The following is a 24,981-nucleotide window of genomic DNA, read 5'->3' as shown; positions in this document are numbered from 1 at the left end:
CTCGTCGCTGATGATCCACCACCGGTTACCCGTTCTCAGCCTTGCCACGCTTTGTCTCGTGCTGGCTTCCTGTTCCGAAGAAAAGATCCGCACCTACCGGGTCGCGGTCGTCGACTTCGATGAGAAGCCGGCACCATCCGCTCCGGCCGAATCTCCGAAGTCGATCCGTTGGCAGGTCCCGGAGAACTGGGGCGCGCAAGAACCGGGACAATTCCAGCAGGCCCGTTATCGCCTCCGCCCGGAGTGCGAGGTGTCGATTTCCGCTCTGCCGGGAGACGCCGGTGGTGCCGATGCCAACGTGAACCGATGGCGCGAGCAGATTGGGCTTCCCGCGGTGACGAAACCGGAGGGCGAACGCATCGAGATTAAGACCCTCGCCGCCCACGCCACCCTCTATGAGTTGCGCGGCGCGTCCAAAGGAATCCTCGCAGCGATCCTTTCCCACGGCGATCAGACGTGGTTCTTCAAGCTCAACTCACCGGTCGCAGAGCTCGATTCATGCCGGGGCGAGTTCCTCACTTTCCTGACGGGGATCCAGGGTGGGCCAGCGACTCCGCCCCCGCCGCCGAAACTCCCTCCGACCCCCGAGAAACCCCGGATCAACCTCGACGTTCCCGACGGCTGGGTGAAGAGCGAGGGTAGCTCGATGAGGGTCGCGAGCTTCAGCATTCCGGGATCCGGCGGCGTGGACGGCGATGTTTCGGTCATCCCCTTGATGGGTGACGGGGGCAACACGCTCGACAATGTGAACCGCTGGCGCCAACAACTCAAACTGCCAGAATTGAAAGCGGACGACGATCCGGCGACATGGCCAACCCTTGAGACTCCCTCCGGCCCAGCGATCATCACCCACATGGTCAGCGAAGAAGCGATCTCCGAGGGCAATCGGCCGGGCGCCACCAGCGCCGCGATCCTCCGCGCAGGCGGCGTCACCTGGTTCTTCAAGCTGACTGGCGATGCGGAGCTCGTCCGCCAGAACAAGGAAAAGTTCGAGGCCTTCGTCCGATCGGCCATCCTCCCATGACGTTGGATTCCACGATGGTCCATACCGTTCGCTCCATCACCCGTGCGCTCAGCTCGCTGCGTCTCACCGTGGTGCTCCTGGCGCTGTGCATGATCCTGGTGTTCGCCGCTACCTTGGCGCAGGTCGAATTGGGAATCCATGAGGTCCAGCAACGTCATCTCCGCGCCTGGATCGCGTGGTTCGATCTCGCTCCCGGCGAGGGCAAGACATCCATTCCATTTCCTGGAGGAATGCTGCTGGGCTCGCTTCTCCTGCTCAATCTGGTGGCTGCCCACGCCACCCGCTTCGAGTTCCATCGGAAGAAGGCGGGTATTGTCTTGGTCCACCTCGGGATCATCCTGCTGCTGCTCGGGGAACTGTTCACTGCTGTCCTCGCGGAAGAGTCGCAGATGACTCTCGATGAAGGCCAGGCCCGCAACTATTCGACGGCGTCCCGAGAGATCGAGCTGGCGATCGTGGACGCGAGCGAGCCCGGGGTGGAAGTCGTCACGGCCATCCCCATGAGCCGCCTGCGCGACGGTGAGCGGTTCGACCTCGAGGGCTTCTCACTGAGGATCGTCCGCTTCTTCCGCAACAGCGAGGTCGTCGCCGAAAGCTCGGCTGGCCCCAACTTCGGTCCAACCCGGGCCGACCGCGGCCCAGGAACCGGCCACGCGGTGCGTGAGCTGCCACACGAGACCGCCATGGACCGGATCGATCACAGTTCCGCCTTCGTCGAGGTCTTCGGTGCCGACGGGAAATCACTCGGCACCTGGCTTCTCTCCAGCGGCTTTCCGACGACCCAAAACTTCGGCCCCGAGGGGCGCCCGCGGGGCATGGCGCTCCGCCAGCGCCGGCACTACTACCCGTTTTCCATCCGCCTGCTCGACTTCACCCATGACCGTTATCTCGGCACCCAGATCCCCAAGAATTTTTCCAGCCGGATCCGCTTGGAAAACCCCGCGGCTGGTGAAAACCGCGAAACGCTCGTCTACATGAATCATCCCCTGCGCTATCAGGGCCTCACCTTCTATCAGTCCGGCTTCGCGAACAATGACCGGACCAGCATCCTCCATGTCGTGCGCAACCCGGTGTGGACCTTGCCCTACCTCGCCTGCAGCATGGTCGGCTTGGGCCTCCTCTGGATCTTCTCCCAGCATCTGGCCAAGGCCGTGACCCGCAAGCGCCCCGCACCTTCCCCTTCCCCATGACATTCCCGATGCGCCGCCTGGGTTGGCTGCTCCCGTTCCTCTGCCTGCTCGTGCTGGGGACCGGGGCGTGGCGTGGTTTAAAGAAACCGCCGGGACCGGATCTCCGTGCCTTCGGCAGCCTGCCCGTGGTCGCCAATGGCCGGGTCCAACCGATCGATTCCCTCGCTCGCAACGCGCTCCTTTCCATCCGCGGCAAGCAGCGGGTTTCCGGCAAGGATGCCCCCCCCTCCCCCACCGCCTGGCTGGCCGAACTCGCCTTCCAACCCGATGCCGCGGACCGGCGGATGGTCTTTCCGGTGCTGCACGACGAAGCCCTCGGGCTGATGGGTCTGACGGTCGATGAGGAGAAATACTTCTCCTTCGAAAGCCTGGTCCCCCGGCTCGGGAAATTGTCGGAAGAAGCCTCACGGATCGCCGCCAAGGAACCTCAAACCTGGAGCACCTATGAAAAGGCGGTGATGAAACTGTGGCGGGATCTCGAGCGCTACCAACAGCTGAAGTTCGCATTCGGCCATCCGGCGACGAAGCAACTTGAGTTCGACTTGGACCAGCTCGTGGCGGGAGCCAAGAGCGCCGCCGAGGCAACTGCCAAACGCGAGCGCGGCGAGGACTACGATGCCACCGTCATTGAGGCTGCCGAGGCACGCCTGCGAGTGCTTGGCGAGTGGTCCGCACAAACCAATGTTCTAACGGAGCCACCCTCACCGGCGGCGAGCCCTGGCGTGTGGCGCACCTTGGCCGACTCGGCTCTGGCAGCGGCCTCGGACGGCCGACTGAATCCATCCACCTCGGCCTATGCCCGGCTCGGCACCGCATGGCGAGCCGGAGACACCACCACCTTCGATTCCACCGTCGGGAACTTGCGCAACCAACTGCAGGAGGAGCGCCCGGGCGACCTGCGAAAATCACGCGCCGAATGGATTTTCAATCAGCTCGCGCCGTTCACTTCCTGCATGCCGGTCTACATCGCCAGCTTCGTGTGCGCGTTCCTTTCGTGGCTATGGCCGCAGGGCGGGTTGCGAACCACGGCGTTCCGCGTGCTCCTCCTCGGCTTCGTGATTCACACGGTCGGGTTGATCACGCGGATGATGTTAGAAGGCCGGCCTCCGGTCACCAACCTCTATTCCTCCGCCATTTTCATCGGCTGGGGTGCCATCGTGCTGAGCATCGTGCTCGAGCTCTTCCACAAGAACGCGATCGGGACCGCCGTCGCGGCCCTCACGGGCTTTGCCACCCTGCTCATCGCCCATCACCTGTCGCTCGGCGGCGACACGCTCGAGATGATGCGTGCGGTGCTCGATAGCAACTTCTGGCTCGCCACCCATGTCATCGTCATCACGCTTGGCTACTCGGCGACCTTCCTGGCGGGAGCCATTGCCATCCTCTTCCTGGTGCGTCACGCCCTGGTGGGCGTTCCGAAGACGGAGGCCGTTTCGATGCGGGGCATGGTTTACGGAACCCTCTGCTTTGCCACCCTGGCGAGTTTCGTCGGCACGGTCCTCGGTGGCATCTGGGCCGACCAATCCTGGGGGAGGTTCTGGGGCTGGGATCCGAAGGAGAATGGGGCCCTTTTGATCGTGATCTGGAACGCGCTCATCCTGCACGCCCGGTGGGGGGGCATGATCCGCGAAAAGGGCATGATGGTGATGGCGGTGTTCGGGAACATCGTCACCAGTTGGTCGTGGTTTGGCACTAACATGTTGGGCATTGGCCTGCACTCCTACGGCTTCACCGACCGCGCGTTCGTGTGGCTTTCCGCGTTCGTCGCGAGCCAGCTTCTCGTGATGGCGCTGGCCATGATCCCGCGACGCGTGGCCGCCTGACGGGAAACTTGCCCTGCGGGTGAACATAGCGCATCGCAAGTTGTCCGATGAATTGTTAACCTCTTGGCCAAGTAAAATGGCTCAAGGGATGCTTCAGCTAACAGCCATTCGGGGCCTCTGGCGCCGAGAATCGCCTTGCCAGCAAGCATGCCCGCAATTCAGAGTAACAGATGAATGAGACTAGGCTCCCCCCTACTTGTTGTCTCGGTCGCAGCCTTGTTCCTGAGGGTCGTACTCGCGGAGCCGGAGGCGCCATCCAAGGTGCTCGCGCCCCAGTCCTGCAGCACCAGCGGTTGTCACGGCGGAGCGGGCTTGAATCGCGGTGCCTACCTGATCTGGCGTGACTACGATCCTCATCACAATTCCGCCGCCACTCTCGACAATGGGCAGTCGCGCGCGCTCGCCGGAAGACTAGGCATCGCGGATGCCGCCCAATCTTCCAGTTGCACGGCATGCCATGCCCCGATGCGGCAAGTGGACCCCGCGGTCTTCGCCTCGACAGTCAAAGAGCAGGACAAGCTGGACTGCGGCAAGCACGTCTCCTGTGCCAACTGCCACGGTGGAGCCGAGAACTGGCTGCTTTCCCACACCCGGCCTCGCTCGGAGTTCCCCAAGGATGCCCTCGCCCGGCTTGGCATGAGGCCTCTGGAAACCGCCTACGAGCGGGCCAACAACTGCGTCGCTTGCCATCAGAACCTCGCCAACAACCTGCTGGAAGCGAATCATCCCCCCTTGGTTTTCGAACTCGACGGCCTCTTGGTTGCACAGCCGAAACACTGGCAAGAGGCGGATGGTTTTTCCCATGGCCGGACCTGGCTCGTGGGCCAAGCGGTCGCCTTGCGCGAAGCCGCCGCCCAAGACCGCCGCGAACCAGCCGAGCGTCGCCGCGCCGAGATCGTGGCGATCCAGGCCCTGCTCCAGGCAACCGGCACCAACTGGCCTGACTCCCCGGAAGACCTGGTCCGCCGCGCGGATGAATACGCCAAGCGGATCTCCAGCGAACCGATGAGCGTGGAGAAGGAACGGGCCATCTTGGAGAAACTTCTCAACGACCGGACGCCATTCCAACCCGCTGCCTTCGGCGAGGTGACCCCGGAAATCCGTTTCCTCGCGATCGGACACTATGCCGAGCGCCTCGCCCTGGCGATCGATCGACTGAATGAATCCACCGCCGGGCCGAAAAAGCCGAGGCCGATCACGGACGGCGCGATCGAGGGCCTCTTCGCCGCAGCCAAGCCGCCAAGGAGCTTCGATCAAGCGGCGATCGACCGCTTCCTGCAGAAGCTCGACTCGGTCGCCGCCGCGGCGCTCCCTGAGAAATAACGGCTCACCAGGTTTCCCGACCGATTGAAGTTTTGGAGAAGATGAATCGCAGACGATCCAGACCAAGAGGGCGAATTCCGAGCGCCTGTCTGTGTGTCGTGCTGGCCACATGCTATCATCCGCCTCACCGGCGCACCCCGGAAGCCGATCTATCACCCGGCGAGAAACGACCGGACCGCCTGACCCTTCACCAGAAGCCCGCTGAGGGGGAGCCGGCGAGCCCGGAACTCTTCTCGCCGGACTCGGGAACCCCGCTCCCGATCGAGGCCGGCAGGCCGGTGGTGGAAATCCGCGAGGAGATCATCCGTACCGAAGAGATCCCGCTGCCGCCGGCGCAATTCAATCCCGATACCGGGGACCTGACGACCGGACTTCTTCCCGCGCGCAAGGAAGATGCCGATGCCGGAAGCGCACGGCCCGACGGTGAACGCGCCCCCGGGACCGGAGAAATCAAGCCAGGCGGTGATGGGTTTTTCAGGGATCTCGGCGGGGCAGGAGACGAGGACTTCTTCAAGCGCGATGCGGGCGCGCTGAAAGCAGGGCCAAGTTACGCGCCGATGATTCCCGAGGACTTGCAATTGCCGCGTGCGGATGTGGAGCAGCGCGTGCTCGAGGCCCAGGTGCTGCCAGCACGGGATGAGTGGGAACCCTTCGAGCCGGAAATCGCCGGGGAATTCCAGCTTCCCCGCGACGAGGTCCGCTATGAGGAACACATCTACGAACACTGGCATGCCGGCCACTATCAGGACGTCGAATACCCGCCATTCACCAAAGCCGTCGCGGACCGCTGGCGCATACCGCCCGGAAAATGGGATCGCTATCCGGACGATCGCACCGCCGAGACTCCCTACGAAGAACCCACGCCGTATCTCTGGCATCCCTATTTCCAGAGCACGCTCAAGGGCGACGTCCCCATCATCGGACAAGACATCTTCGCATCGCTGACGCTGCAGAACACCACCGATGTCGAAGTGCGCGACCTTCCCACGCCGTCGGGCGTCAGCACCGCGCGCCCTTTCAGCTCCGAGTTCTATGGCCGCGGCGACCAGACCGTCATCAACTCAAACACCGGCATCACTTTCGAAATCTTCCGCGGTGAGACCTCGTTCCGGCCCGTGGATTGGCTCTTCCGGATCCAGCCGGTCTTCAACGTAAACTATATCTCCGCGCATGAAACCACGCTGGTCGCGGCGGATCCGCGCGGCCTCGGCCAATCCTCCAACCCTGCGCCCGACTTTTTTGATCCCGACCTGATCGGCGACCTGGACCCGAGCGATATCGATGACTTCCTCGATCCGCTGTTGATGCCCTCGCTGACCGATCTCTATCAGACCCGGGCCACCGAGCGGACGGAGACCCGCGTGGCCCTGCAGCAGTTCTTCTTCGAATCCCACCTGCTCGACCTCTCGGAGAACTACGACTTCGCGGCCGCGCGGATCGGAACCCAGATCTTCAACGCGGACTTCCGTGGCCATGTCTTCTTCGACGCCAACTGGGGGTATCGGCTCTTCGGCAATCTCGGCAAGAACCGCCTGCAGTATAACCTCGCCTTCTTCGACCTCTTCGAGAAGGAGTCCTTCTCGGAATTGAATACCTGGGACGACCGGAACCAAAACGTCTTCATCGCCAACCTCTACTGGCAGGACTTCCTCTTCAAGGGCTACACCACCCAGTTCAACTTCCTGGCCAACTGGGACCGCGGCAGCGACCTGATCTTCGACAGTGCCGGCAACATCGTCCGTCCTTCACCCATCGGCACCATCGCGCCCCACGACGTCAGTGCCTACTACCTCGGCTGGAATGGCGAGGGACACATCGGGCGGGCGAATATCAGCCATTCGCTCTACCACGTTTTCGGTGAGGATGATTTGAACGGCATCGCAGGACGAGAGGTCGATATCAGCGCGTGGATGGCAGCCCTCGAACTATCGGTCGATATCGACTGGATGCGTCACAAGCTGGTGCTCTTCTATGCTTCGGGCGACGAGGATGCGACCGATGGGAAGGCGGAGGGGTGGGACTCGATCATCGACAATCCGAACTTCATCGGAGGCCCCTTCAGCTACTGGCAGCGGCAGGGGCCGAATCTGGGCGGCACCGCGGTCTTGCTCACCCAACGCCTGAGCCTGCTCCCCAATCTTCGCTCTAACAAGTTCCTCGGCCAGTCGAACTTCGTGAACCCCGGCATCTTCATCGCCGGCCTTGGCGAGGAGTGGGAAGTCACGCCGAAGACGCGCTTCTTCGCCAACCTCAACTACCTCATGTTCATGGAGACGGACGCAATCGCCACCGCGCTGGTGACGGAGGACATCGACCGTGAGATCGGCTGGGACCTGAGCTTCGGGGTCGAATACCGGCCCTTTCTCACGGAGAACCTGAAGCTGAATGCCGGCGTCGGCCTGCTGTTCACCGGCGCGGCCTTCGAGGACATCTACCGGAAATCAACGCCGGCCGTGCCCGGATTCACCCCGTTCCCGGATGGCGGGGATGATGACCTTCTTTACAGCGGCTTCATCACCGCCACGTCGACCTTCTGACCTTCTGAAAATGGACAATTATTCTCCACGCCTGCGGATCGTCACCACGCTCATCGTCAGCCTGTGGGTACCGCTGGCGCTTGCCCAGCAACCTCCGGAGGGCAAAGTGGAAGGCGGCTTGTTTGGTCCCGCGATCGCCGTGCCCCAAGTGGGCGGAAAATCAAACGCGCCGATTCCCGCGGCAAGCAAGGTCGATCAATCCACGATCACCGTCATGGCAAACAGCCGCGGCTGCCTGGAATGCCACACCGGATCCCACGACCCGCACGACAGCCCGAATGTGCGGCTCGGATGCATCGACTGTCACGGCGGAGATCCGACACCGGGATTGACCATGCGGCAGGCCCACGTTGCCCCGCGGAATCCGGTCTTCTTCGAGAGTTCGGCCAATCCGAGCGGCAGTGACGTCCTGCTCAATCACGAGTCGCCAGAGTTCATCCGCTTCGTCAATCCCGGCGACCTCCGGGTGGCGAAGACGACGTGTGGCGACTGTCATGCGGAATCCGTGGACCACGTCAATCACAGCATGATGCGGCATGGCGCGATGCTGTGGGGTGCGGCGGCCTACAACAACGGAGCCTATCCGCTGAAGGACTCGATCTTCGGGCAGGCCTACGGAGCCAATGGCGTGCCTTTGGCCCTGCGCAGCCCGATCAATGTGACCGACGAAATGAAGAGGAAGATGGCGATCGTGCCGGAGATCATGCCGCTGCCGCGCTTCCATATCGGGCAAACCGGCAACGTGTTCCGGATCTTCGAAAAGGGCGGAGCCAAGCCCCTTGACCTCGGCAATCCCGATCCATTCGAGCCCCCCGGCCGTCCGCTCCGGCGACTGTCGGAGCGTGGCCTCGGCACGCTGTCGCGGATCGACCCCGTCATCATCGGCGCCCACAAGACGCGGCTTCACGATCCGTTGTTAGACTTCTTCGGATCGAACGATCGGCCCGGCGACTACCGCTCCAGCGGCTGCACTTCCTGTCACGTCGTCTATGCGAACGACCGCTCGCCCTCGAATTCGGGATGGTACAGCGCCTACGGGAACCAAGGCTTGTCCTTCAATCCGGATCCCATGATCTCCAAGAAGGAAAAGGGTCACCCGATCGCCCACAAGTTCACCCGCAGCATCCCCTCCAGCCAATGCATGACCTGCCACATGCACCAGGGGAACCTGTTCGTGAATCCTTATCTCGGATACACTTGGTGGGATCAGGAGTCGGATGGCGAGCACCTCTATCCGAAGGAGCAGAAGGACCCGAGCGACGAGGAGATGGCGAAGTCGCTGCGAAACAATCCCGAGGCCGCCGCCGCGAGAGGGCTCTGGGGAGACATCAATTTCCTGGAGAAATCCGCGGAACTGAATCCCAAGCTGAAGCACACCCAGTTCGCCGATTACCATGGCCATGGCTGGATGTTCCGCGGGGTGTTCAAGAAGGACCGTGAGGGAACCCTCCTGACCCGTGCGGGCGATCCCATTGCCCACGACGACAAGGACAAGTTCAAGAAGGCGGTCCACTTGAAGGATGTCCACCTCGAGCGCGGGATGCAGTGCGTCGACTGCCACTTCCTCGACGATGTCCATGGGAACGGGCTGCTCTACGTCGAGCCGCGAGCGGCCACCTCGGTCACCTGCGTGGATTGCCACGGCACCGTCAGCCAGCGCCCCTCCTTGATCACCTCAGGCAAAGGCGGCACGCTGTCGAAGGCCGGCAAGGTCGAACCGGTTGACCTGCTGCGCGCGAGCAACACTTCCTTCGGACCGCGCTTCCGGTGGAGTGCCGATGGCAAGCAGCTCTTCCAGCAGTCGGCGATGGAGGAGAAACTCGAGTGGGAGATCCCGCAGACGATCGACACGGTCAATCCGGACTCCGAACACTACAACGCCATGAGCGCCTACGCGAAGACCCTGAAGCGCGACGGGCGCAACTGGGGAACCGTCCCCGACGACCCGGCGAAGTGTGGGAAGGAACTCGCGCACAGCAATCAGGAAATGGACTGCCAGACCTGCCACACGTCCTGGGCCACCTCCTGCTTCGGCTGTCACCTGCCCATGGAGGCGAACTACAAGATGGCGACTAACAAGTTCGAAGGCACCACCTCCCGGAACTACACCTCTTACAATCCCCAGGTAGTGCGCGACGACGTCTTCATGCTCGGCAAGGACAGCACCGCCAAGGACAACCGGATGGCCGTCTTGCGCTCCTCAAGCGCGGTGGTCGTCGGTTCGCAGGGGCCGAATCGCGAGTGGTTCTATTCCCAGCAGCAGACGGTTGCCTCGGAAGGTCATTCGGGGCAGGCCTTCAACCCTCACTTCGCCCACACCACCAGTGGCAAAGGCACGACCAAGAACTGCAGCGACTGCCACCTCTCGGAGGACAATGACAACAACGCGATCATGACGCAGTTGCTCGGCTTTGGCACGGGAACGGTCAATTTCTTCGGGCGCTATGCCTATGTGGGCACCGATGATCACGGGCTCGAGGCAGTCGCCTGGACGGAGCAAAGCGAGCCACAGGCCGCGATCGGAAGCCACCTCCACCGCATCGCCTATCCCGACAACCATCGCCAGCACGAGGCGAACAAGAACCTTCTCAAGACCGCCTACCATCACCACGCTAAGGGAGGCGCCCTCGATCTCCAGGCTCGTGGCGAATACCTTTACGCCGCACTCGGGAAAAAGGGCTTCGGCGTCTTCGACATCGCCAATGTCGACAACAAGAACTTCTCGGAGCGGATCGTGACCGCGCCGGTCTCGCCCCTGGGACAAGACACCTTCTTCGACACTCCCTTTGCCACCTCGGTGGCGCTTCCCAGCACCTTGATCAACGATCCCGCGCGGACACGACTTCCCCAGAACGAAGAACCGCCGATCGAGAAGTATCATGGCTACGCTTTCGTGACCGACCTCGAGGAGGGGCTGGTCGTGGCGGATGTGGTCACCTTGCTCGACGGCAATCCGGCAAACAACTTCGTCAAGAAGGTGGCCACCTTCAATCCGAACGGAGCACTCACCGGCGCACGCCATGCATGGATGGCCGGCCAGTGGATCTACATCACGACGGCGAATGGGCTGTCTGTGGTCGATGCCTCGGAACCCACCGCTCCACGGCTGGCGGGAGGATATTCGGGCCCGAAGCTTCGCGGGGCTCGTCAGTTCACCTTGCAGTGGCGCTATGGTTTCGTGACCGATGAGGAAGGGTTGAAGGTGTTCGACACCTCCGATCCCACCGCTCCGCGTTTCGTTGCCTCCGTCCCCTTGAATCACGCGGAGGGCTTGTACGCGGCACGGACCTATCTCTATGTCGCCAATGGAGCGGACGGCCTCGCCATCATCGACATCGAGAATCCGGAGAAGCCCAAGCTACTGGATCACATCACCGCCGGGGGGCAGCTCAACGATGTCAGGGACGTGCAGGTCGGCTCGGTCAATGCCTCGATGTTTGCCTTGGTCGCTGACGGCCACAATGGCATGCGGGTGCTGCAGTTGATTTCGCCCGAGAACGTGCCGGGGCACATGGGCTTCTCGCCGCTGCCCCAGCCCAGGTTGATCGCCGGATATCCGACCAAGGGCATCGCCGTGACGGTGTCCCGTGGACTCGATCGGGACCGGGTGGTTGACGAGAGCGGCAACCAGACCGTGGTCTTCGGCCGGCGCGGCTCACGGCCGTTCAATCTGGAGGAAATGAGGGCCTTTTTCCGACACAGCTCCCCCGCACCGGAGGACGCGAAGAGTTCCCCCCATGACGGTCCGGTCTACAAGGTCTCCGACGTTCGCCATGGCGAGGCAGGCGCGCTCCTCAATGCCAGCAAGCAGGCACTTGCCCCCACCGGGGCATTCAAGGTCCCGGCTTCCGCCGCAGGCAAGGAGGTCGAGATCCAACGTGACGAGCGGAGAAGAAGAGCTCCGGAGGGGGTAGAACGATGAAATGGCTTTCTTACATCACCTTGCTGCTCGCCACCTGCCCGCTTGCCTTTGGGGTGGATCCGGTCTCGCCGGTTTCGGGAGTGAATGGCGAAGCCGGACATCGGGACGGAATGGGAGGCCAGTCGCTTTTCAACGATCCCTTGGGAATGGCGCGGGACGCCGCGGGCAACCTGTTCGTCTGCGACGGCCGCAACCATGTGATCCGCAAGATCTCGGCGGCCGGGGTGGTCACCACGCTGGCCGGTGCGGCGGGAGAGCCGGGAGCCGTCGACGGCGTCGGATCTGCCGCGCGATTTCGTTTCCCCACCGACATTGCCCTGTCAACGACGAGCGGCACCCTCTACGTGACCGACAGCGGGAATCACTGCATCCGCAAGATCACACCGGATGGCACGGTGACCACGATGGCCGGAGATCTCGGCGACGCTGATGACATCACGCTGAACTATGGAACGACCGCCTACACGACCGTGCCCGTGAGTATCGACGGCAAGGGCAAAAACGCCCGCTTCAATAGCCCGGGCGGGATCGCCTATTCACCAGCGGGATACCTGTATGTCAGCGATACCGGCAATCAAGTCATCCGCAGGATCGACGGTAGCGCGAACGTCGTCACGATCGCAGGTTCACCCGGAGCCTGGGGAAAGACGGATGGAAGCGGCTCGGCCGCACGGTTCTGCTCGCCCCAGGGACTCTGTGTGGGAGCGGATGGCAGCATCTACATCGCGGACACTCTCAATCACTCGATCCGCCGCATGACTTCCGCGGGCGTCGTCACCACCTTCTCAGGAAACAGCTCCGAGTCTGGCACCGCGATGGGACCTCGTCTCGAAGCGCGCTATGGCGAGCCGACGGACATCACTCCCCACCCCGACGGAGGCTTCATCATTTGCGACTCCCTTCGCAACTCGCTGTTCCGGCTCGACGCGACTGGCGTGGTGTCCCGATTCGCGGGAAACGACCAGATCGAGTCCCCGCCCGCGCCCAACGAGTTGTCCGGTCCTACATCGGCCGTCAGCGATCCTCAGGGAAATGTGTATGTGGCGGACACCTTCAATCAAGAGGTCCGGCTGATCCTTGCGAAGTTCGACATCTTCATTTCCATGAACGGTCCCACCCGGGAAATAACCCTCACCTGGGACAGCCTGCCGGGTCGCGACTACGAGCTTCAGACCTTGGGAGCGCAAGGCTGGGAAAGCGGACCGCATGCCCCGGTCCGGGCGATCGGCGAGCTGACATTCATCAAGTTCTTTGTCCCCGCGCACCAAGCCAACGGCATCTATCGAATCGTGCTCCTCGGCTTTTAAAGGAGAGCGCCCTTGAGGGAAAAGCCTGCGGCTCCAAGCAACCCGCGTCAGAAGCCTGAGGCCACGCGCGGGAACCTCGCATAAGGAATGCGCGCGCGCTCATAGACCATGTTGTCTGCGCGAGCCGCCGGCGGAGGAAGGAAGTCCCGCGCACCGCTGGCCGCGATGATGTCGTCTTGCTCGATCCCGTCTCCGGAAACCCCGATGGCACCGATCAGCACCCCATTCCGATAGAGCGGAAAGCCCCCCGGGAAAATCGTGATGCCGTTTGGGACGTTGTAATTGGGCGGCTCGAAGGGGTCATTCCCGGTCGGTGTGGAGAGGAGTTTCTGAAGCCCCTCAAGCGGGCCCGCGGCTGTCCCAACAATGCCAGGAGGATACATCGTCTGGGCAAGAAATCCCACCGAGCGACAGGAGAACGCTCGCGGTTCGCCCCGTTCCCGGCCCCTGGAAAAGAAGATCGCAGTTCGCGCCTTCTGAATGGACACGTCCCAACTGAAAAACGTGGCTTCCGGAGTTCGATAGGTGCCAAGAACGGGCGGCTCTATTCCGGGCGAGTTGGGATTGCCCACCACCGTGATCCACACCCGCGCGACCTGGCCTCGTGGCAGGCGGATTCCAGCCCGCGTAATCTTCGAACGCTCGACGGCGAGCCGGAGAATCGACTGCACTTCGGCCGCCGAAAGGCGGGCTTCGGAGTGGATCATACCACCCATGGGATCCGCGCGGATCGCCGTGCGAAGCTCGCCGGGAATACCATTCCGATCGGTAAGCCCGAATGGATTCGGATAGGTCACCGGAACGGGCGAACCTTTAGGCGAATAATCGACGGGGCCATCATCCAGAGTTCCAGCAACGCCATCGATGTCAGTTAAAACCACCGCATGCCCGGCGGCCACGTTCATTAGATAGTCCGCCGGGTTGAGAATGGTCGAGCTGGAGCCATTGCCGACCTGATAGGCGAGGCGGATGCCATCGATGAGAACATTGCTCCCGGCGAACAGGGGGTTGGGGCGAAAGCCCGCTTGCCCGCTCAGGGCGATTTGTTCCCTTACGCTCGGTGCGAAGGCGATCTCAAAATCCTCCAGCGGGACTTCGTTGAAGCCAGCGACTCCGATCCCGCCAATCAGCACCCCTTCCTTGAACAAGGGAACGCCGCCGGGATCGCCCGCGAGACTGACATAGGGCACACTTCGGAACTCCTTCGCCGGCCGTGCGCTCCGAATGTCCTGGGCGGCATTGATCCCAGGAACCGCGGGCAAAGGGAAGCTGCCGCCAACCTCCGGAGCCTTGAAGGTATTCGTGTCGGTGAATGAGAGATTCGAAAAACCCACGCCTACCAGCGGCCCGTTCGGCCTGTTAGCCACTCCCGGAGGGAAATTCTGCTGGATGATGAAGCCGGCGGTTCGCGTGGTGAAAGCATTCTGATTGCTGCTGAGATACGCTGCCGTCCCGGCCCGGGAAACCGCGGCACCTACGGTTACGGCGAGTGTCTTTTCGCTGATCGTGGAAGTCGCCCCCACATCAGCAAACCAAACCGCCAACGTATGCCCCTCCCGGTCCACCACCGCGATCACGCGGTCGCCCGTCGAAGTTACCGATGACGCTTGGACTCCTTGGGCCAAGACCGTCTCGACTTCGCTCTGAGTCATCCGTTGAGCCCATAGCGGGGCGAACGGAAGCAGGAAAAGTGCGGCAAGAACGCGGCCCATCGACATGTTCTCCTATCTTGAATCCAAGGCGGTTGGCAAGAGAATAGGCCCCTCCATGCTCGCTGGAACGGGAACCTCAATCGGAAGGGTTCCCATGAAAATGGAGGGCATCTGGAGAATCCGTGCAAGATCCGGACCCTCGCTCGTCATGGTTCCATGAAGGCAAAGATCCTCACCTGGAGCATCCTATTCGGACTGTTTCTCATCGATCTGCTCATGCCGTCCCCGACCTCGGCCTCCACGGGCTTCGCGACAGCGCTCGATGACATCTTCACTCGGCTCGTTTCAGGAGGCCCCTAGCGGGACTTGAGGCATCCCCCCCCGGCCCGCGGACTACACGACGAACCTCCTGTGAAGCGCGCGGATCCGGCGCGATAGGTCGCGAGCCAGATTCACCACCAGAATTCCATGCTGGTCGGGTCGAGCACTGTGCAGCCGGTAGAATGCCATCGACTTCACTCCCACGAGTTCGCAGTCACCGACCGCTTGCACGGTGGCGGCGCGTGGCAGCGTCTCCAGAATGCACATCTCGCCAAAAAAATCGTTCTTCTTAAGTAGGTCGAGTTCCATCTGCTGGGGGGTGCCGAAACCCTTCCAAATCCGTACCGACCCTTCGGCAATCACGAACATCTCATTGCTCGACTCGCCCTCGCGCACGATCACGTCGCCCGCCTGGCAACTGAAGCTCCGCGCGCCCTCCATGAGCAACTCCAGCGCCGAGTCATCCAGCCCGGCGAAAATCGGAACGCCCGTGGGAATCTTTTCCACTCGTCCCGTCTAGCATGTCCATCATGCCTAGGCAAGTTGACCCTTACATTCCCAGGCCACGCGGCCTTGTCTGGGCCGCGTTCAAGCCCCGCTCTTGAGCAGGCTGGCGAGCAGCTCGATGGCATTTTCATTGGTGGCGAGCACCGGCAGCAGCGAACTCCGTTGCTCGGGAGTGAGCTGACCTTGGGCGAGTCCTTCGATCTCGCGCTTTTCCTCGTCGGTCAGGTCCGCGCGGGCATGGGCCAGGGCGGATTGATCGAAGGCTCCGAGGAAATCGTGAAGGACCTTCAAGTCGTCGTTGGGTGGGTGTTCAGCATTCATACACGGGATTACGCGGGACTTGCGGGATCTTGTGAAATGAGTCGGAAAAACTCCATTCACGCGCAGTTGCGAAGGTAGCGAAAACCTCTCTCCCCGGCAATCCGGAAGAACTTCCGGAGACGTCGATCAATCGCGCCGGCGCGGCTCTCGAAAAAAGTTTCCGCGATTTCCGCAAGTCACCCGGCGGACCGCGTCTTGGCCATGTCTGCAAGCGATCACCCCGGATCGCCCGGACTTCAACCAGCCAACAACTCCCCGTTCCACTTCGATGAAAACAAAGTCCCTCCTGGTCCCCCTCGCCGCCCTCGCTTTCACCACGCTGCCGTCGTGCGACATGATCACGCCCGAAACCATCACCGCCGTTACCAAGGGGTACAGCGAATACCGGCAGCAAGAGATCGAGCAGGAGCAGATCCGTTACCAACAGTATCGCGAAAGACTGGAGGAAAAGCGGGCGCTCGAATCGAACCAAGCGCCGACCTACACGCCGGCGACCTACGCTCCGCCGACTTATGCTCCGCCGGCCTACGCGCCGTTGACCTACGCTCCGTCGCCTTATCCCTATGGTGGGATGAACTGAAGCCTTCCCTCCCCGAGAAGAAAAGATGTCCGCCGGGGTTCCTCCTGACCCGGCGGGCATCGACTTTTGTCACGAGGCGAAAAGATCGATCGACTCGCCACAGAGCGAGAGGAAGTCGTCCCATTCAAGTTGTAGCCACGGATCCGCGCGGCGGATTTCAGCGATGATCGATGTCTTCAGATCCTCGCGCAACGCATCCAGCGCCCGGCTGGTTTTCGACTCATGCCATCCCCAGACCGCACCCACGCGCTTCTGCGGGACGCCATACGAGTGCACCAGCCGGAACACGACCATCCTTTCCACATCGACCGCTTGAAAGGCCCGCACCACCGCGTCACGCAGCAGAGGGATAAGGGTCTCATCCGCCGCGTTCCCGGAGGCGGGAGACGGCACGCGATCGATCGGATCCTCATCGTCGTCGGTTCCCTTGCTCGCCTCCGGGCGCAGCGCTTGCTTGCGCTTGAGAGTGATCAGCCGGTTGACGGCCACGTGGCGGAAAAAGGCAGGCAGCGGGCAGGCGCCATTGTAGCGTCCGAGCAAGCGATGAAGGCCACCCTTGGCACGCTCGCCGCCGAAACAATCGCCCGCGAGATCCCCGAGAATATCCGCGGCCTCCGTCTCACTGGCACCGCGAGAACGCAACGCGGCGACCAAGTCGTCGGAGCGCAACATCTTCATGACGGCTTCGGTCGCTGTTGGATCGCCCTCAAGCGCGAGCTCCGCCCATTCAAGGTGCTCGATCAGTTCATCCGAAATCGCGGGGGAACGATTCATAGTTCTTCAGTCTTGCCGGATGCTAACTGCCACGGTGAGATGGAGGCAATGCGAAAACCGGTCTGATGCCGCGTGATCCCGCAGTCATAAGATGGAAACCCTTTCGCATGTCGCCAAGGAACGGGTGGAAGCCCGGATGCTCGAGTTCGCGCGCGAGATTGGCGCCAATGGCATCACCCTGTGGATCGCGGAGGACGATCATCTTGTGGCCATCGCCAATCCGATGGAGCCCGGTATGATCGGTATGCGCCAACCCTTGGACCGCGGCCTGATCTCGAAAGTTCATCTCACCGGCCAGGCGATCCTGGAAGATTCGCTCAAGGACCAGCCAGGCCATGATCCCGCGATCGACGCGAGACTTGGCACCCATGGCGTGGCGATGATGGCCGTCCCCGTGCGGGACAGCCTGAACGAGGCTCATGAAGGAGTGCTCTCCACCGTGGTCTTTCACGGCAACCTGGAACCGAGGGATTTCTCGCTGGCCAGCTTGTCGCGACTTTCCGCCTTGGCACGGGAACTTGCAAACGCATGGAACGATCTCTGACGCGAATGCACCGGCCCTGGCCGATCCGGGAAGACTGCCTGCGTGCGTTTGACGAAGGGGATGGAGCTGGTGTCACCGTAGCGATTCTCGACACCGGTGTGGATCCCCGACATCCGGACTTCGCGCGGCTGGAGCCAATGGAATCTTGGCGGGTGGCCATGGACGGAACCTCGCCCTCCGTCGTACCAGCGCACGATCACGATCCGGTGGGGCACGGCACGGCGATCGCCGGCATCATTCACGGTCTGGCACCCGCCGCGCGGATTCTCGGTGTGGCGGTCCTCGGTGCCAACCAGCGGCAAAACCGCCATGAGGTCATCCGCGCGGGAGCGGACTTCGCGATCGATCGAGGAGCGGCGATCCTCAATTGTTCCTTTGGGGTGCCCGGCATGAACTACACCCTCCCGTTCTACAAGAGTTGGACCGACGAGGCATTTCATCGCGACCGGATCGTCGTGGCGGCCTCATCGAACCTGGCGGCTGACGTGGCGGAATGGCCCGCGTTCTTCGCCCAGGTGCTCGGCGTGACGGCGTGTGAAGGGACCGGCTGCATGGCGATCCAGGCGGAGCCCCGGCACCATGTCACGATCGCGGCTCCGGGCTCGCGCATCCGCGTTCCGGAGCCGCGGGGCGGACACGCGAGCGTCTCCGGCAGCAGCTTCGCCGCCGCGCATGTCACGGGCCTGCTGGCGCGGCTGCTCTCACGATTTCCCGCAATGACCCCCTCGATGGCGAGGGAAGCACTGGAACATCTCACGGATAGGGAATCGTGAAACATCTCGCCGATGCCCCTCAAGGGAAGATCGCGCGGTAGAACCGCTTCTCCGGAAGAGGGACCGAGTCGATCAGTTCAAAGCGTCCTTCTTCATCCGCTTGGATCGTCTCGCGGTCCGCCCAGCTTTCCGGATCGCTCATCGTTTCACTGGACTGGACACGGTAGATGCGGCCGGGGATGCCAATGAAGGCGACGCGGCGCGATCCATCCACCAGGGAGCCAAAGGACTCGACCTTCTGCACCGGTGCATCCGCGGGAATGATCCCGACATTCACGGTGAAGCTGCGGATGCCGCCCTCGGAATCGCGCACGGTGTAGGCGAAGGTGTCCGGTCCTTCGTTGCCGGATTGGGGAGTGTAGGAAATCCAGCCGTCGATCACCGCGAGTGAGGCTCCGTTCACACTGAGCTCGTCCACGGAGAGGAATTCGAGACCGCTGCCGTCATTCGCCATCAGGGTCGAGATCCGCATCTTCAGCGGGGCCTGTGGATCCCGGGCAGAGGTATCGCTGCCGGGAGCCGGGGTGCCGGTGGAGAAGCGGTAGCGACCGGAGACCACGTCGAAGACCGCGGCCCCACTCTCCATGCGCAGGAAGGTGACCCCGGCAACGCTGTTGGCGAGCAGCCCCGACTCCATCACGTCGGCAGCGCTGGCGGCGGGCACATGGACCTCCGCGGTGGTGTTGGTGGGAATCGTGACGTTCAGCGCGAAGCCACCCGCATGCGCGCTCCACGAACTGGCGATCTCGCCGTGAATGGAGTCCAGCGTGCCGCTCGCATCGGTCAGCGCGGCACCGGGACGGGGACGGATCAGGATCTTCTTGTAGGCCGGGACGGAGGGATGGAGATCGATGCCGGCGACCGTGCCGTAGAGCCACTCACCGCAGGAACCGAGCGAGTAGTGGTTGAAGGAATTCATGATGGTGCTCTGGAAGCCGTTCTGCGGCGTCCATCCGTCCCAACGCTCCCAGATGGTTGTGGCGCCCAGCTTCACGGAGAAGAGCCAGGAGGGAAAGGTGTCCTGCATGAGCAGGTTGTAGGCGGTGTTATTCTTGCCGCCTTCCGTAAGGACCGGCAGCAGGTAGCTCACGCCGACGAAGCCGGTGGAGAGATGGTTGCCCTTCGCGATCACGTCGTTTTCCAACAGCTCGGTCACCTCATCGCGAAGCGAGAGCGGGAGCAGGTCGAACTTCAGCGCCAAGGCATAGGCGCACTGGGTGCTCGAGCCGGTGCCGATGAAAGCCCCGGTGCCCTGATTCACATACTTGTTGTTAAAGGCGATCTTGATGGTCTGGAAGAGCGCCTCATAGGTCGCGGCATCGGCCGTCTTGCCGAGGACGGCGGCGGCCCTGCCGAGGAGCCTGGCGGAATAGGCGTAGTAGGCCGTTCCGATCAGTTCCTTGTTGGTGTCGGCATTGATTGAAAGCCAATCGCCGTAGTCTGCCCCGCGGCCACGGTCGCGGATCGAGCCGGTGCTATTCGTCCGGCAGTATTCCACCCACGCTCTCATGGCGGGGTAGCTCTTCTCCAGGATCCGCTTGTCGCCATAGGCCTGATAGATGGTCCACGGACAGATCACCACCGCATCGCTCCACGCTGGCGTCCCCGAGCTCGGCGCGGCATTCGGTGCCACGTCGGGCAAACGGCCGTCGACCAACTGGCTGTCGGTCACGTCCGTCATCCACTTGGTGAAGAAAGCGGCGATGTCCGCATTGTAGGTGGCGGTGCGGACGAAGACCTGCGCGTCACCCAGCCAGCCGAGACGCTCGTCCCGTTGCGGGCAATCCGTCGGCACGCTCAGGTAGTTCCCGCGCTGTCCCCACACGATGTTCGACTGGAGCTGGTTGATGAAACCGTCCGAACATGTGAACTCGCCGGCCTGCGGCGTGTCGGACGCGAACACGATGCCGGTGATCGCATCCAGCGGCGGTTGGCTGCTCACCCCCGTGAGCTCGACATAGCGGAAGCCATGGAAGGTGAACCTGGGCGTCCACGTCTCCTCCCCTCCCCCCTTGCAAGTGTAGGAATCAATCGAAGGAGCGCCGCGCAGGTTGTCGGTGTAGAGCGTGCCATTGGGGTTCAGCATTTCGCCGTGGCGGAGGATGACCTTCGTGCCGGCGGGAGCCGTGATTCTGAGACGCAGCACCCCGACCATGTTCTGGCCGAGGTCGTAGGTCCACTTGCCGGGAGCAGGTTGGCCAAGCGACTTCGGCGTCATCTCCATCAGCTTGCGCACAGGCTCCATCACCTGGCTATCGATCGGACGCTCCGGTTCGATACGGAGCAGGACGCTCTTCCACCCGGAGGCATCAAAGCCCGGCGCACTCCAGTCACCCACCTCACGGCGGGCATCGTAATCCTCGCCGAACATGAAGTCGGTATAGGTCGTCGGGCTCGGGGCCATTTTCCAGGAGCCATCGGTGCCAATCGTCTGGCGGGTGCCATCGGTGAAGGTGATCTCCATCTGCGCGAGGAGCGCCGGACTGGATCCCCAGTAGGTGAAGCCGCCATTGCCGATGTGACCCGAATACCATCCCGGCGCGACTTGCGCTCCCCACACATTCTCGCCAGCGACAAGCTGGGCGGTTACATCGTAGGCTTGGCAGCGCAGGCGCTTGGAGTAGTCGGTCCACTCGGGCGCGAGAATGGAATCGCCGACACGCTGGCCGTTCAGCATGAGTTCATAGATGCCGAGCGCGGTGGCGTGGAGCGTGGCCTTCCTCACCGTCTTCTCCAGCGTGAAGGACCTGCGCAGCAGCGGAACGTTGGTCGGCGCAGTGAGATCGCCGGGGTAGTTCAGAGTGGCCCGCTCATCGATGTATTTGACCAGCGACTCCCCGCCAAAGGCATATTCCAAGCGCAGACGCTTCACCTTGTTGGGTGCCGGATCGCCGCCAAAGGCGGCATTGTTCACCACCAGTGAGAAAGGTCCGCTGGAGGCGCGGCTATTCAGATTCCCCAGGACATTGGCAGAGCCGGTGCCGTCAATGGCAGCGTAGGTCGCTGCCGTGAGTGTTACCGCGATCGGCTTTGGAAGGTCGGCCGGATAATTGAAGGTGGCATTCTCATTGATCAGCCGCACGGAGCTGACGCCGTCAATCTGGTAAACCACACGGAGTTGCTTGACCTGCCCCGGTGAGGGGTCGCCACCGAGGTTGCCGTTGTTCACCACCACGCTGAAGTCCCCTCCCTGCGCGCTGCCTTGCAGCGACGCCGTGACATCGCGGAAGGTCGAGGGATTCGCCACCGATTCGTAGCGGGCGCTTGTGATGGTCGGGAATACGATGGCGGGCAGATCCGCTGGAAATCTAACAGCCTTATTCTCGGCGTAGGTTCTCGTGATGGTCTGTGTTCCCCGTTGGTACTGGATCCTTAGTTGTTTCAGGTGATTGTAGGAAGGGTCGCCACCGAAGGTCTCGTTGGTCACCTCCACGACGAAGCCTCCTTCGGCAGCCATCCCCGCAAGCAGATCCGTCGCGTCGATGGGAGTGCCGGTGCCATCGACTGCGCGGTAGGAAGCGGAAAGGATCGTCGGCGCCGGGCCGCTCTCCTCGGAGCCGAAGTTTGTGCCGTCGATCCACTTGGCGGTCCAATCGGAGTTTTCGAGCAGGCCGACACTCCACTTCCCCGGGGCGCTCCATGGCGATGCCTGGTTGTCCTTGTCCCAAGCACGGATCTTCCAGTGGCACTCGCTGCGGGAGCCGAGAGTGGCACCTTGGTAGGCAATCTGACTGGTGGCATCGCCCACGACCTTCCCGCTGTCCCAGAGATCGCCTTGGCTAGCGGCGAGGGCCTCCGGGGTGGACGCGACCAACACTTGCCAGGCCGTTTGCTTCTCGCCCCGTTCGGGTGACGATACTACCCAGGAAAGACGCGGCTGGACCTCATCGATGCCGATGGGATCAACGAGATACTCGCAGCGGAGCTTCGACACCGCCAGATCGGCCCGACTGTGGGCCGACGAGAGGACGCCGAGAACGAGGATGGCCAGGAGATCTCTCACGCCCGAAAATTAGCGCGCCGCGAATCGGGAGCGATTCCAACCCATTCCCAGATCGTGCCACTATTTGACGGTAAAGTGTCACAATCCAGGCGGTTTACTTTGCGAAGATGTCAACGTTCGGCAAGTCGTTGCTGGCGAAAGCCTCGTCTTGGCACGCTGCGAGCGAACGACTCCGTCATGGAAGCATTGGAGGGAAAGGGAGTCCTGATCGCTGGCGGGACGACGGGGGTGGGGCGTGCGACTGCCTTGATGTTCGCCGCCCAAGGTTGCCGCGTCTTCGTCTGCGGGCGGGATCCGCAGCGCTTGGCAGAGGCAATCGAAACCGGCCGGCAGCAAGGAGCGGAGATCGGTGGCGTTGCCGCCGACATCGGCAAGGTCGAGGGCGTCGAGGCGCTCTTCAAGGGCGCCGAAGAGTGGCTGGGAGAGATCGACATCGCCATCCTCAACGCCGGCCTTGGCGCCCACGGTGAACTCACCACGATGTCCCATGAGGAGTGCCGCGAAGTGGTCAATGTAAACCTCCTCTCCTACATCGCGTGCTCGCTGGAATCGATCAAGCGAATGCGGGAACGCGGCGGCCAGATCATCATGACCGGTTCCATGAGTGCGGCCGTCTTCGACAAGAACGCAGCGGTCTATACGGCGACGAAAGCCGGCGTCCGCGGCTTCGCCCGGTCCCTGCGCAAGGAGGCGAATCCCCTCGGCATTCGCGTCTGTCTCATCGAGCCCGGCTCCATTGCGACGGATATGGTGGACGAGACCGAAGAAGAGCAACGCGCCATGCAAGCAACTTTCAGAATGCTCCATGCCGACGACGTGGCCCGCGCGATTCTCTTCGTCGCGAGCCAGCCGAAGCGCAGCGACGTGATCGAACTGCAAGTCCGCCCTCACCTGCAAGTCGTCTAGCTCGTTGACCATGGTGGGATGTCTCCAATCCCAGGCGCAAGTCCCCGCCATCGATCAAAGAGTATCGTCGGAGCGACGCCTAGCCGTTAATGATCTCGCCGCCATTGGGATGGAGGACTTGGCCGGTCATGTAGTTCGCTGCTTCGCTGGCGAGGAAGACGTAGCATTCCGCGCACTCCCACGGCTCTCCCGCGCGGCCCAGCGGCGAGTCGGAGCCGAAGGTGGCGACTTCATCCGCAGGAAAGGTAGCCGGGATCAATGGCGTCCAGATCGGACCGGGTGCCACTGCATTCACGCGGATCTTGCGATCGGCCAGTTGTCCCGCGAGCGACCGGGTGAAACTTACGATCGCCCCTTTCGACGCAGAGTAGTCGAGCAGCTTCGGACTTCCCCGATACGCGGTCACCGAAGTTGTGTTGATGATCGCCGGGCAAGGTGAGGCCTCCAAGTGTGGCAAGGCCGCCGCCGTGAGGAAGAACATCGAGAAAAGGTTCGTGCGAAAGGTGCGCTCCAGCTGCTCCTCGCTGATGTCCACGATCGACGGCTTCGGGTGCTGCTCTGCGGCGTTGTTGACCAGGATGTCGAGGGGTCCGAAGACACCGATCGCCGCTTCGATGGTTTCCTCACACTCCCCTTTCCTGCCGATGTCACCGCAGTGGAGCAGGCAGCGCCTTCCCTTCTCCTCGATCAGCCGTGAGGTCTCCCGGGCGTCTTCCTCCTCCTCAAGATAGACGATCACGACATCCGCGCCCTCCCGCGCGAACGCCACCGCCACCGCTCGGCCGATGCCGGAGTCACCTCCCGTGACAATAGCGACCCGGCCCTCAAGACGACCGCTCCCTTTGAAGTCCGCATTCTCATACTTGGGCAACGGCGTCATCTCGCTTTCACGGCCCGGCTGATGGGACTGCGATTGTTCCGGGCGCTGCGGCTTCTCATCGCTCTCGTGTTTCGATTTGTTTCCCATGGGGACACTCCTCGCAGGCATCACGCCACGCGGAGTTTGCCGCGGATCCTTTGCTTGGCTTCAGGGATTCCATGCAGATTGCCCGTGAAGCCAGCGCAGCTTGCACAGGCGACGCCATTTCACGCGATCTCGTCGCGCACGCCGTTGAAGTATTCCACGTCCGAAACCAACCCGCGGGGAATAATCATGGGATCGCCGTAGTTCACCCCGTGCATCTGGGTACAGATGAAGAACGCCACGTCGGACGCCAGGATACAAATCACCACCTCCGGCTCGCCGGGAGGATGCGGGATCCCGATTTGCGCGAGGTATTCGCTTTCGCGGAAACGATAGCGGAGGGCAAAGACTCGATCCAAATTCAGGTCGATGCCACTGCTCTCCACGCAGCGCCTGGCCACCTTGCGGTAGATCAGCTCCGCAGCGGAATCGTCTTGGGCAAAGGGGACGAAGAACTTCATGACAATTTCTCCCGGCAACCTGCGTGCCAGTTTGGAGGCACTCTCCGCA

19 protein-coding genes are annotated in these 24,981 nt (G+C 62.4%); 12 read left to right on the top strand and 7 right to left on the bottom strand.

What is annotated here, in order from left to right; all coding sequences use genetic code 11:
- Positions 1-10 precede the first annotated feature (10 nt).
- The 7 genes from OKA05_RS21695 to OKA05_RS21665 all read left to right on the top strand — a co-directional run bounded on the left by OKA05_RS21695 (position 11) and on the right by OKA05_RS21665 (position 13,126).
- Positions 11-1,024: a hypothetical protein gene (locus OKA05_RS21695; protein ID WP_264489292.1), complete on the top strand. Its 1,014-nt coding sequence runs from the start codon at positions 11-13 to the stop codon at positions 1,022-1,024.
- Positions 1,021-2,214: a cytochrome c biogenesis ResB family protein gene (locus OKA05_RS21690; RefSeq protein ID WP_264489291.1), complete on the top strand. Its 1,194-nt coding sequence runs from the start codon at positions 1,021-1,023 to the stop codon at positions 2,212-2,214. Before OKA05_RS21695 ends, OKA05_RS21690 begins: the two co-directional genes overlap by 4 nt.
- Complete coding sequence (locus OKA05_RS21685; RefSeq protein ID WP_264489290.1) at positions 2,211-4,037, top strand: cytochrome c biogenesis protein; 1,827 nt, start codon at positions 2,211-2,213, stop codon at positions 4,035-4,037. Before OKA05_RS21690 ends, OKA05_RS21685 begins: the two co-directional genes overlap by 4 nt.
- A 174-nt stretch (positions 4,038-4,211) precedes the next feature.
- Complete coding sequence (locus tag OKA05_RS21680) at positions 4,212-5,360, top strand: multiheme c-type cytochrome (protein ID WP_264489289.1); 1,149 nt, start codon at positions 4,212-4,214, stop codon at positions 5,358-5,360.
- 98 nt (positions 5,361-5,458) lie between these two features.
- Positions 5,459-7,897 (top strand): hypothetical protein, encoded by a 2,439-nt coding sequence (locus OKA05_RS21675; RefSeq protein ID WP_264489288.1) that lies wholly within the window; start codon positions 5,459-5,461, stop codon positions 7,895-7,897.
- Between the two features lie 10 nt (positions 7,898-7,907).
- Positions 7,908-11,819 (top strand): LVIVD repeat-containing protein, encoded by a 3,912-nt coding sequence (locus OKA05_RS21670; RefSeq protein ID WP_264489287.1) that lies wholly within the window; start codon positions 7,908-7,910, stop codon positions 11,817-11,819.
- Complete coding sequence (locus tag OKA05_RS21665; RefSeq protein ID WP_264489286.1) at positions 11,816-13,126, top strand: NHL domain-containing protein; 1,311 nt, start codon at positions 11,816-11,818, stop codon at positions 13,124-13,126. Before OKA05_RS21670 ends, OKA05_RS21665 begins: the two co-directional genes overlap by 4 nt.
- 47 nt (positions 13,127-13,173) lie before the next feature.
- On the opposite strand, the gene OKA05_RS21660 is transcribed toward OKA05_RS21665, so the two are convergent.
- The gene (locus OKA05_RS21660) at positions 13,174-14,778 is read right to left on the bottom strand and encodes a GlcG/HbpS family heme-binding protein (protein ID WP_264489285.1); all 1,605 of its coding nucleotides are present in this window, start codon (positions 14,776-14,778) and stop codon (positions 13,174-13,176) included.
- A 216-nt stretch (positions 14,779-14,994) separates the two neighbouring features.
- Between OKA05_RS21660 and OKA05_RS21655 the strand changes: the two genes are divergently transcribed.
- A complete protein-coding gene (locus OKA05_RS21655; RefSeq protein ID WP_264489284.1) occupies positions 14,995-15,138 on the top strand; it encodes a hypothetical protein in 144 nt (47 codons plus the stop codon).
- A 33-nt stretch (positions 15,139-15,171) separates the two neighbouring features.
- Here OKA05_RS21655 and OKA05_RS21650 read toward each other — a convergent pair whose 3' ends face one another.
- Together OKA05_RS21650 and OKA05_RS21645 are read right to left on the bottom strand one after the other, a co-directional pair.
- Entirely contained in the window at positions 15,172-15,606 is a 435-nt protein-coding gene (locus OKA05_RS21650; RefSeq protein WP_264489283.1) for a cyclic nucleotide-binding domain-containing protein, read from the bottom strand.
- Between the two features lie 81 nt (positions 15,607-15,687).
- Complete coding sequence (locus tag OKA05_RS21645) at positions 15,688-15,927, bottom strand: hypothetical protein (RefSeq protein WP_264489282.1); 240 nt, start codon at positions 15,925-15,927, stop codon at positions 15,688-15,690.
- Positions 15,928-16,195: 268 nt separating this feature from the next.
- Between OKA05_RS21645 and OKA05_RS21640 the strand changes: the two genes are divergently transcribed.
- On the top strand, positions 16,196-16,507 hold the full coding sequence (locus tag OKA05_RS21640; protein WP_264489281.1) for a hypothetical protein: 312 nt from the start codon (positions 16,196-16,198) through the stop codon (positions 16,505-16,507).
- A gap of 69 nt (positions 16,508-16,576) precedes the next feature.
- On the opposite strand, the gene OKA05_RS21635 is transcribed toward OKA05_RS21640, so the two are convergent.
- The gene (locus OKA05_RS21635; protein ID WP_264489280.1) at positions 16,577-17,281 is read right to left on the bottom strand and encodes an RNA polymerase sigma factor; all 705 of its coding nucleotides are present in this window, start codon (positions 17,279-17,281) and stop codon (positions 16,577-16,579) included.
- A 91-nt stretch (positions 17,282-17,372) separates the two neighbouring features.
- On the opposite strand from OKA05_RS21635, the gene OKA05_RS21630 reads away from it, so the two are divergent.
- Complete coding sequence (locus OKA05_RS21630; protein WP_264489279.1) at positions 17,373-17,825, top strand: GAF domain-containing protein; 453 nt, start codon at positions 17,373-17,375, stop codon at positions 17,823-17,825.
- Between the two features lie 5 nt (positions 17,826-17,830).
- Positions 17,831-18,598, top strand: coding sequence for a S8 family peptidase (locus OKA05_RS21625; protein ID WP_264489278.1), 768 nt, complete (start codon positions 17,831-17,833; stop codon positions 18,596-18,598).
- A gap of 19 nt (positions 18,599-18,617) precedes the next feature.
- On the opposite strand, the gene OKA05_RS21620 is transcribed toward OKA05_RS21625, so the two are convergent.
- Positions 18,618-22,601 carry a family 78 glycoside hydrolase catalytic domain gene (locus tag OKA05_RS21620; RefSeq protein ID WP_264489277.1) on the bottom strand — a complete coding sequence of 1,328 codons (3,984 nt, stop codon included), beginning with the start codon at positions 22,599-22,601 and terminating at the stop codon, positions 18,618-18,620.
- Between the two features lie 177 nt (positions 22,602-22,778).
- On the opposite strand from OKA05_RS21620, the gene OKA05_RS21615 reads away from it, so the two are divergent.
- Positions 22,779-23,507, top strand: coding sequence for an SDR family oxidoreductase (locus OKA05_RS21615; RefSeq protein WP_264489276.1), 729 nt, complete (start codon positions 22,779-22,781; stop codon positions 23,505-23,507).
- A gap of 79 nt (positions 23,508-23,586) precedes the next feature.
- Here the strand turns inward: OKA05_RS21615 and OKA05_RS21610 are convergent, their stop codons facing one another.
- Together OKA05_RS21610 and OKA05_RS21605 are read right to left on the bottom strand one after the other, a co-directional pair.
- Positions 23,587-24,474: a glucose 1-dehydrogenase gene (locus tag OKA05_RS21610; RefSeq protein WP_264489275.1), complete on the bottom strand. Its 888-nt coding sequence runs from the start codon at positions 24,472-24,474 to the stop codon at positions 23,587-23,589.
- A 119-nt stretch (positions 24,475-24,593) separates the two neighbouring features.
- Entirely contained in the window at positions 24,594-24,932 is a 339-nt protein-coding gene (locus OKA05_RS21605; protein WP_264489274.1) for a hypothetical protein, read from the bottom strand.
- Between the last annotated feature and the right edge of the window lie 49 nt (positions 24,933-24,981).

Origin of the sequence: Luteolibacter arcticus (assembly GCF_025950235.1) — a bacterium.
Lineage (GTDB): Bacteria > Verrucomicrobiota > Verrucomicrobiia > Verrucomicrobiales > Akkermansiaceae > Haloferula > Haloferula arctica.
The sequence above is the reverse complement of the archived record's forward strand: the minus strand, read 5'-3'. Positions and strand labels throughout refer to the sequence as shown.

Bases quoted from the DNA above. Each gene is read 5' to 3' on its own strand.
- OKA05_RS21655 (WP_264489284.1), top strand. From the start codon at position 14,995: ATGAAGGCAAAGATCCTCACCTGGAGCATCCTATTCGGACTGTTTCTC.
- OKA05_RS21605 (WP_264489274.1), bottom strand. From the start codon at position 24,932: ATGAAGTTCTTCGTCCCCTTTGCCCAAGACGATTCCGCTGCGGAGCTG.
- OKA05_RS21630 (WP_264489279.1), top strand. From the start codon at position 17,373: ATGGAAACCCTTTCGCATGTCGCCAAGGAACGGGTGGAAGCCCGGATG.
- OKA05_RS21680 (WP_264489289.1), top strand. From the start codon at position 4,212: ATGAGACTAGGCTCCCCCCTACTTGTTGTCTCGGTCGCAGCCTTGTTC.
- OKA05_RS21625 (WP_264489278.1), top strand. From the start codon at position 17,831: ATGCACCGGCCCTGGCCGATCCGGGAAGACTGCCTGCGTGCGTTTGAC.
- OKA05_RS21615 (WP_264489276.1), top strand. From the start codon at position 22,779: ATGGAAGCATTGGAGGGAAAGGGAGTCCTGATCGCTGGCGGGACGACG.
- OKA05_RS21640 (WP_264489281.1), top strand. From the start codon at position 16,196: ATGAAAACAAAGTCCCTCCTGGTCCCCCTCGCCGCCCTCGCTTTCACC.
- OKA05_RS21690 (WP_264489291.1), top strand. From the start codon at position 1,021: ATGACGTTGGATTCCACGATGGTCCATACCGTTCGCTCCATCACCCGT.
- OKA05_RS21645 (WP_264489282.1), bottom strand. From the start codon at position 15,927: ATGAATGCTGAACACCCACCCAACGACGACTTGAAGGTCCTTCACGAT.
- OKA05_RS21660 (WP_264489285.1), bottom strand. From the start codon at position 14,778: ATGACTCAGAGCGAAGTCGAGACGGTCTTGGCCCAAGGAGTCCAAGCG.
- OKA05_RS21695 (WP_264489292.1), top strand. From the start codon at position 11: ATGATCCACCACCGGTTACCCGTTCTCAGCCTTGCCACGCTTTGTCTC.
- OKA05_RS21670 (WP_264489287.1), top strand. From the start codon at position 7,908: ATGGACAATTATTCTCCACGCCTGCGGATCGTCACCACGCTCATCGTC.
- OKA05_RS21610 (WP_264489275.1), bottom strand. From the start codon at position 24,474: ATGGGAAACAAATCGAAACACGAGAGCGATGAGAAGCCGCAGCGCCCG.
- OKA05_RS21685 (WP_264489290.1), top strand. From the start codon at position 2,211: ATGACATTCCCGATGCGCCGCCTGGGTTGGCTGCTCCCGTTCCTCTGC.
- OKA05_RS21665 (WP_264489286.1), top strand. From the start codon at position 11,816: ATGAAATGGCTTTCTTACATCACCTTGCTGCTCGCCACCTGCCCGCTT.
- OKA05_RS21635 (WP_264489280.1), bottom strand. From the start codon at position 17,281: ATGAATCGTTCCCCCGCGATTTCGGATGAACTGATCGAGCACCTTGAA.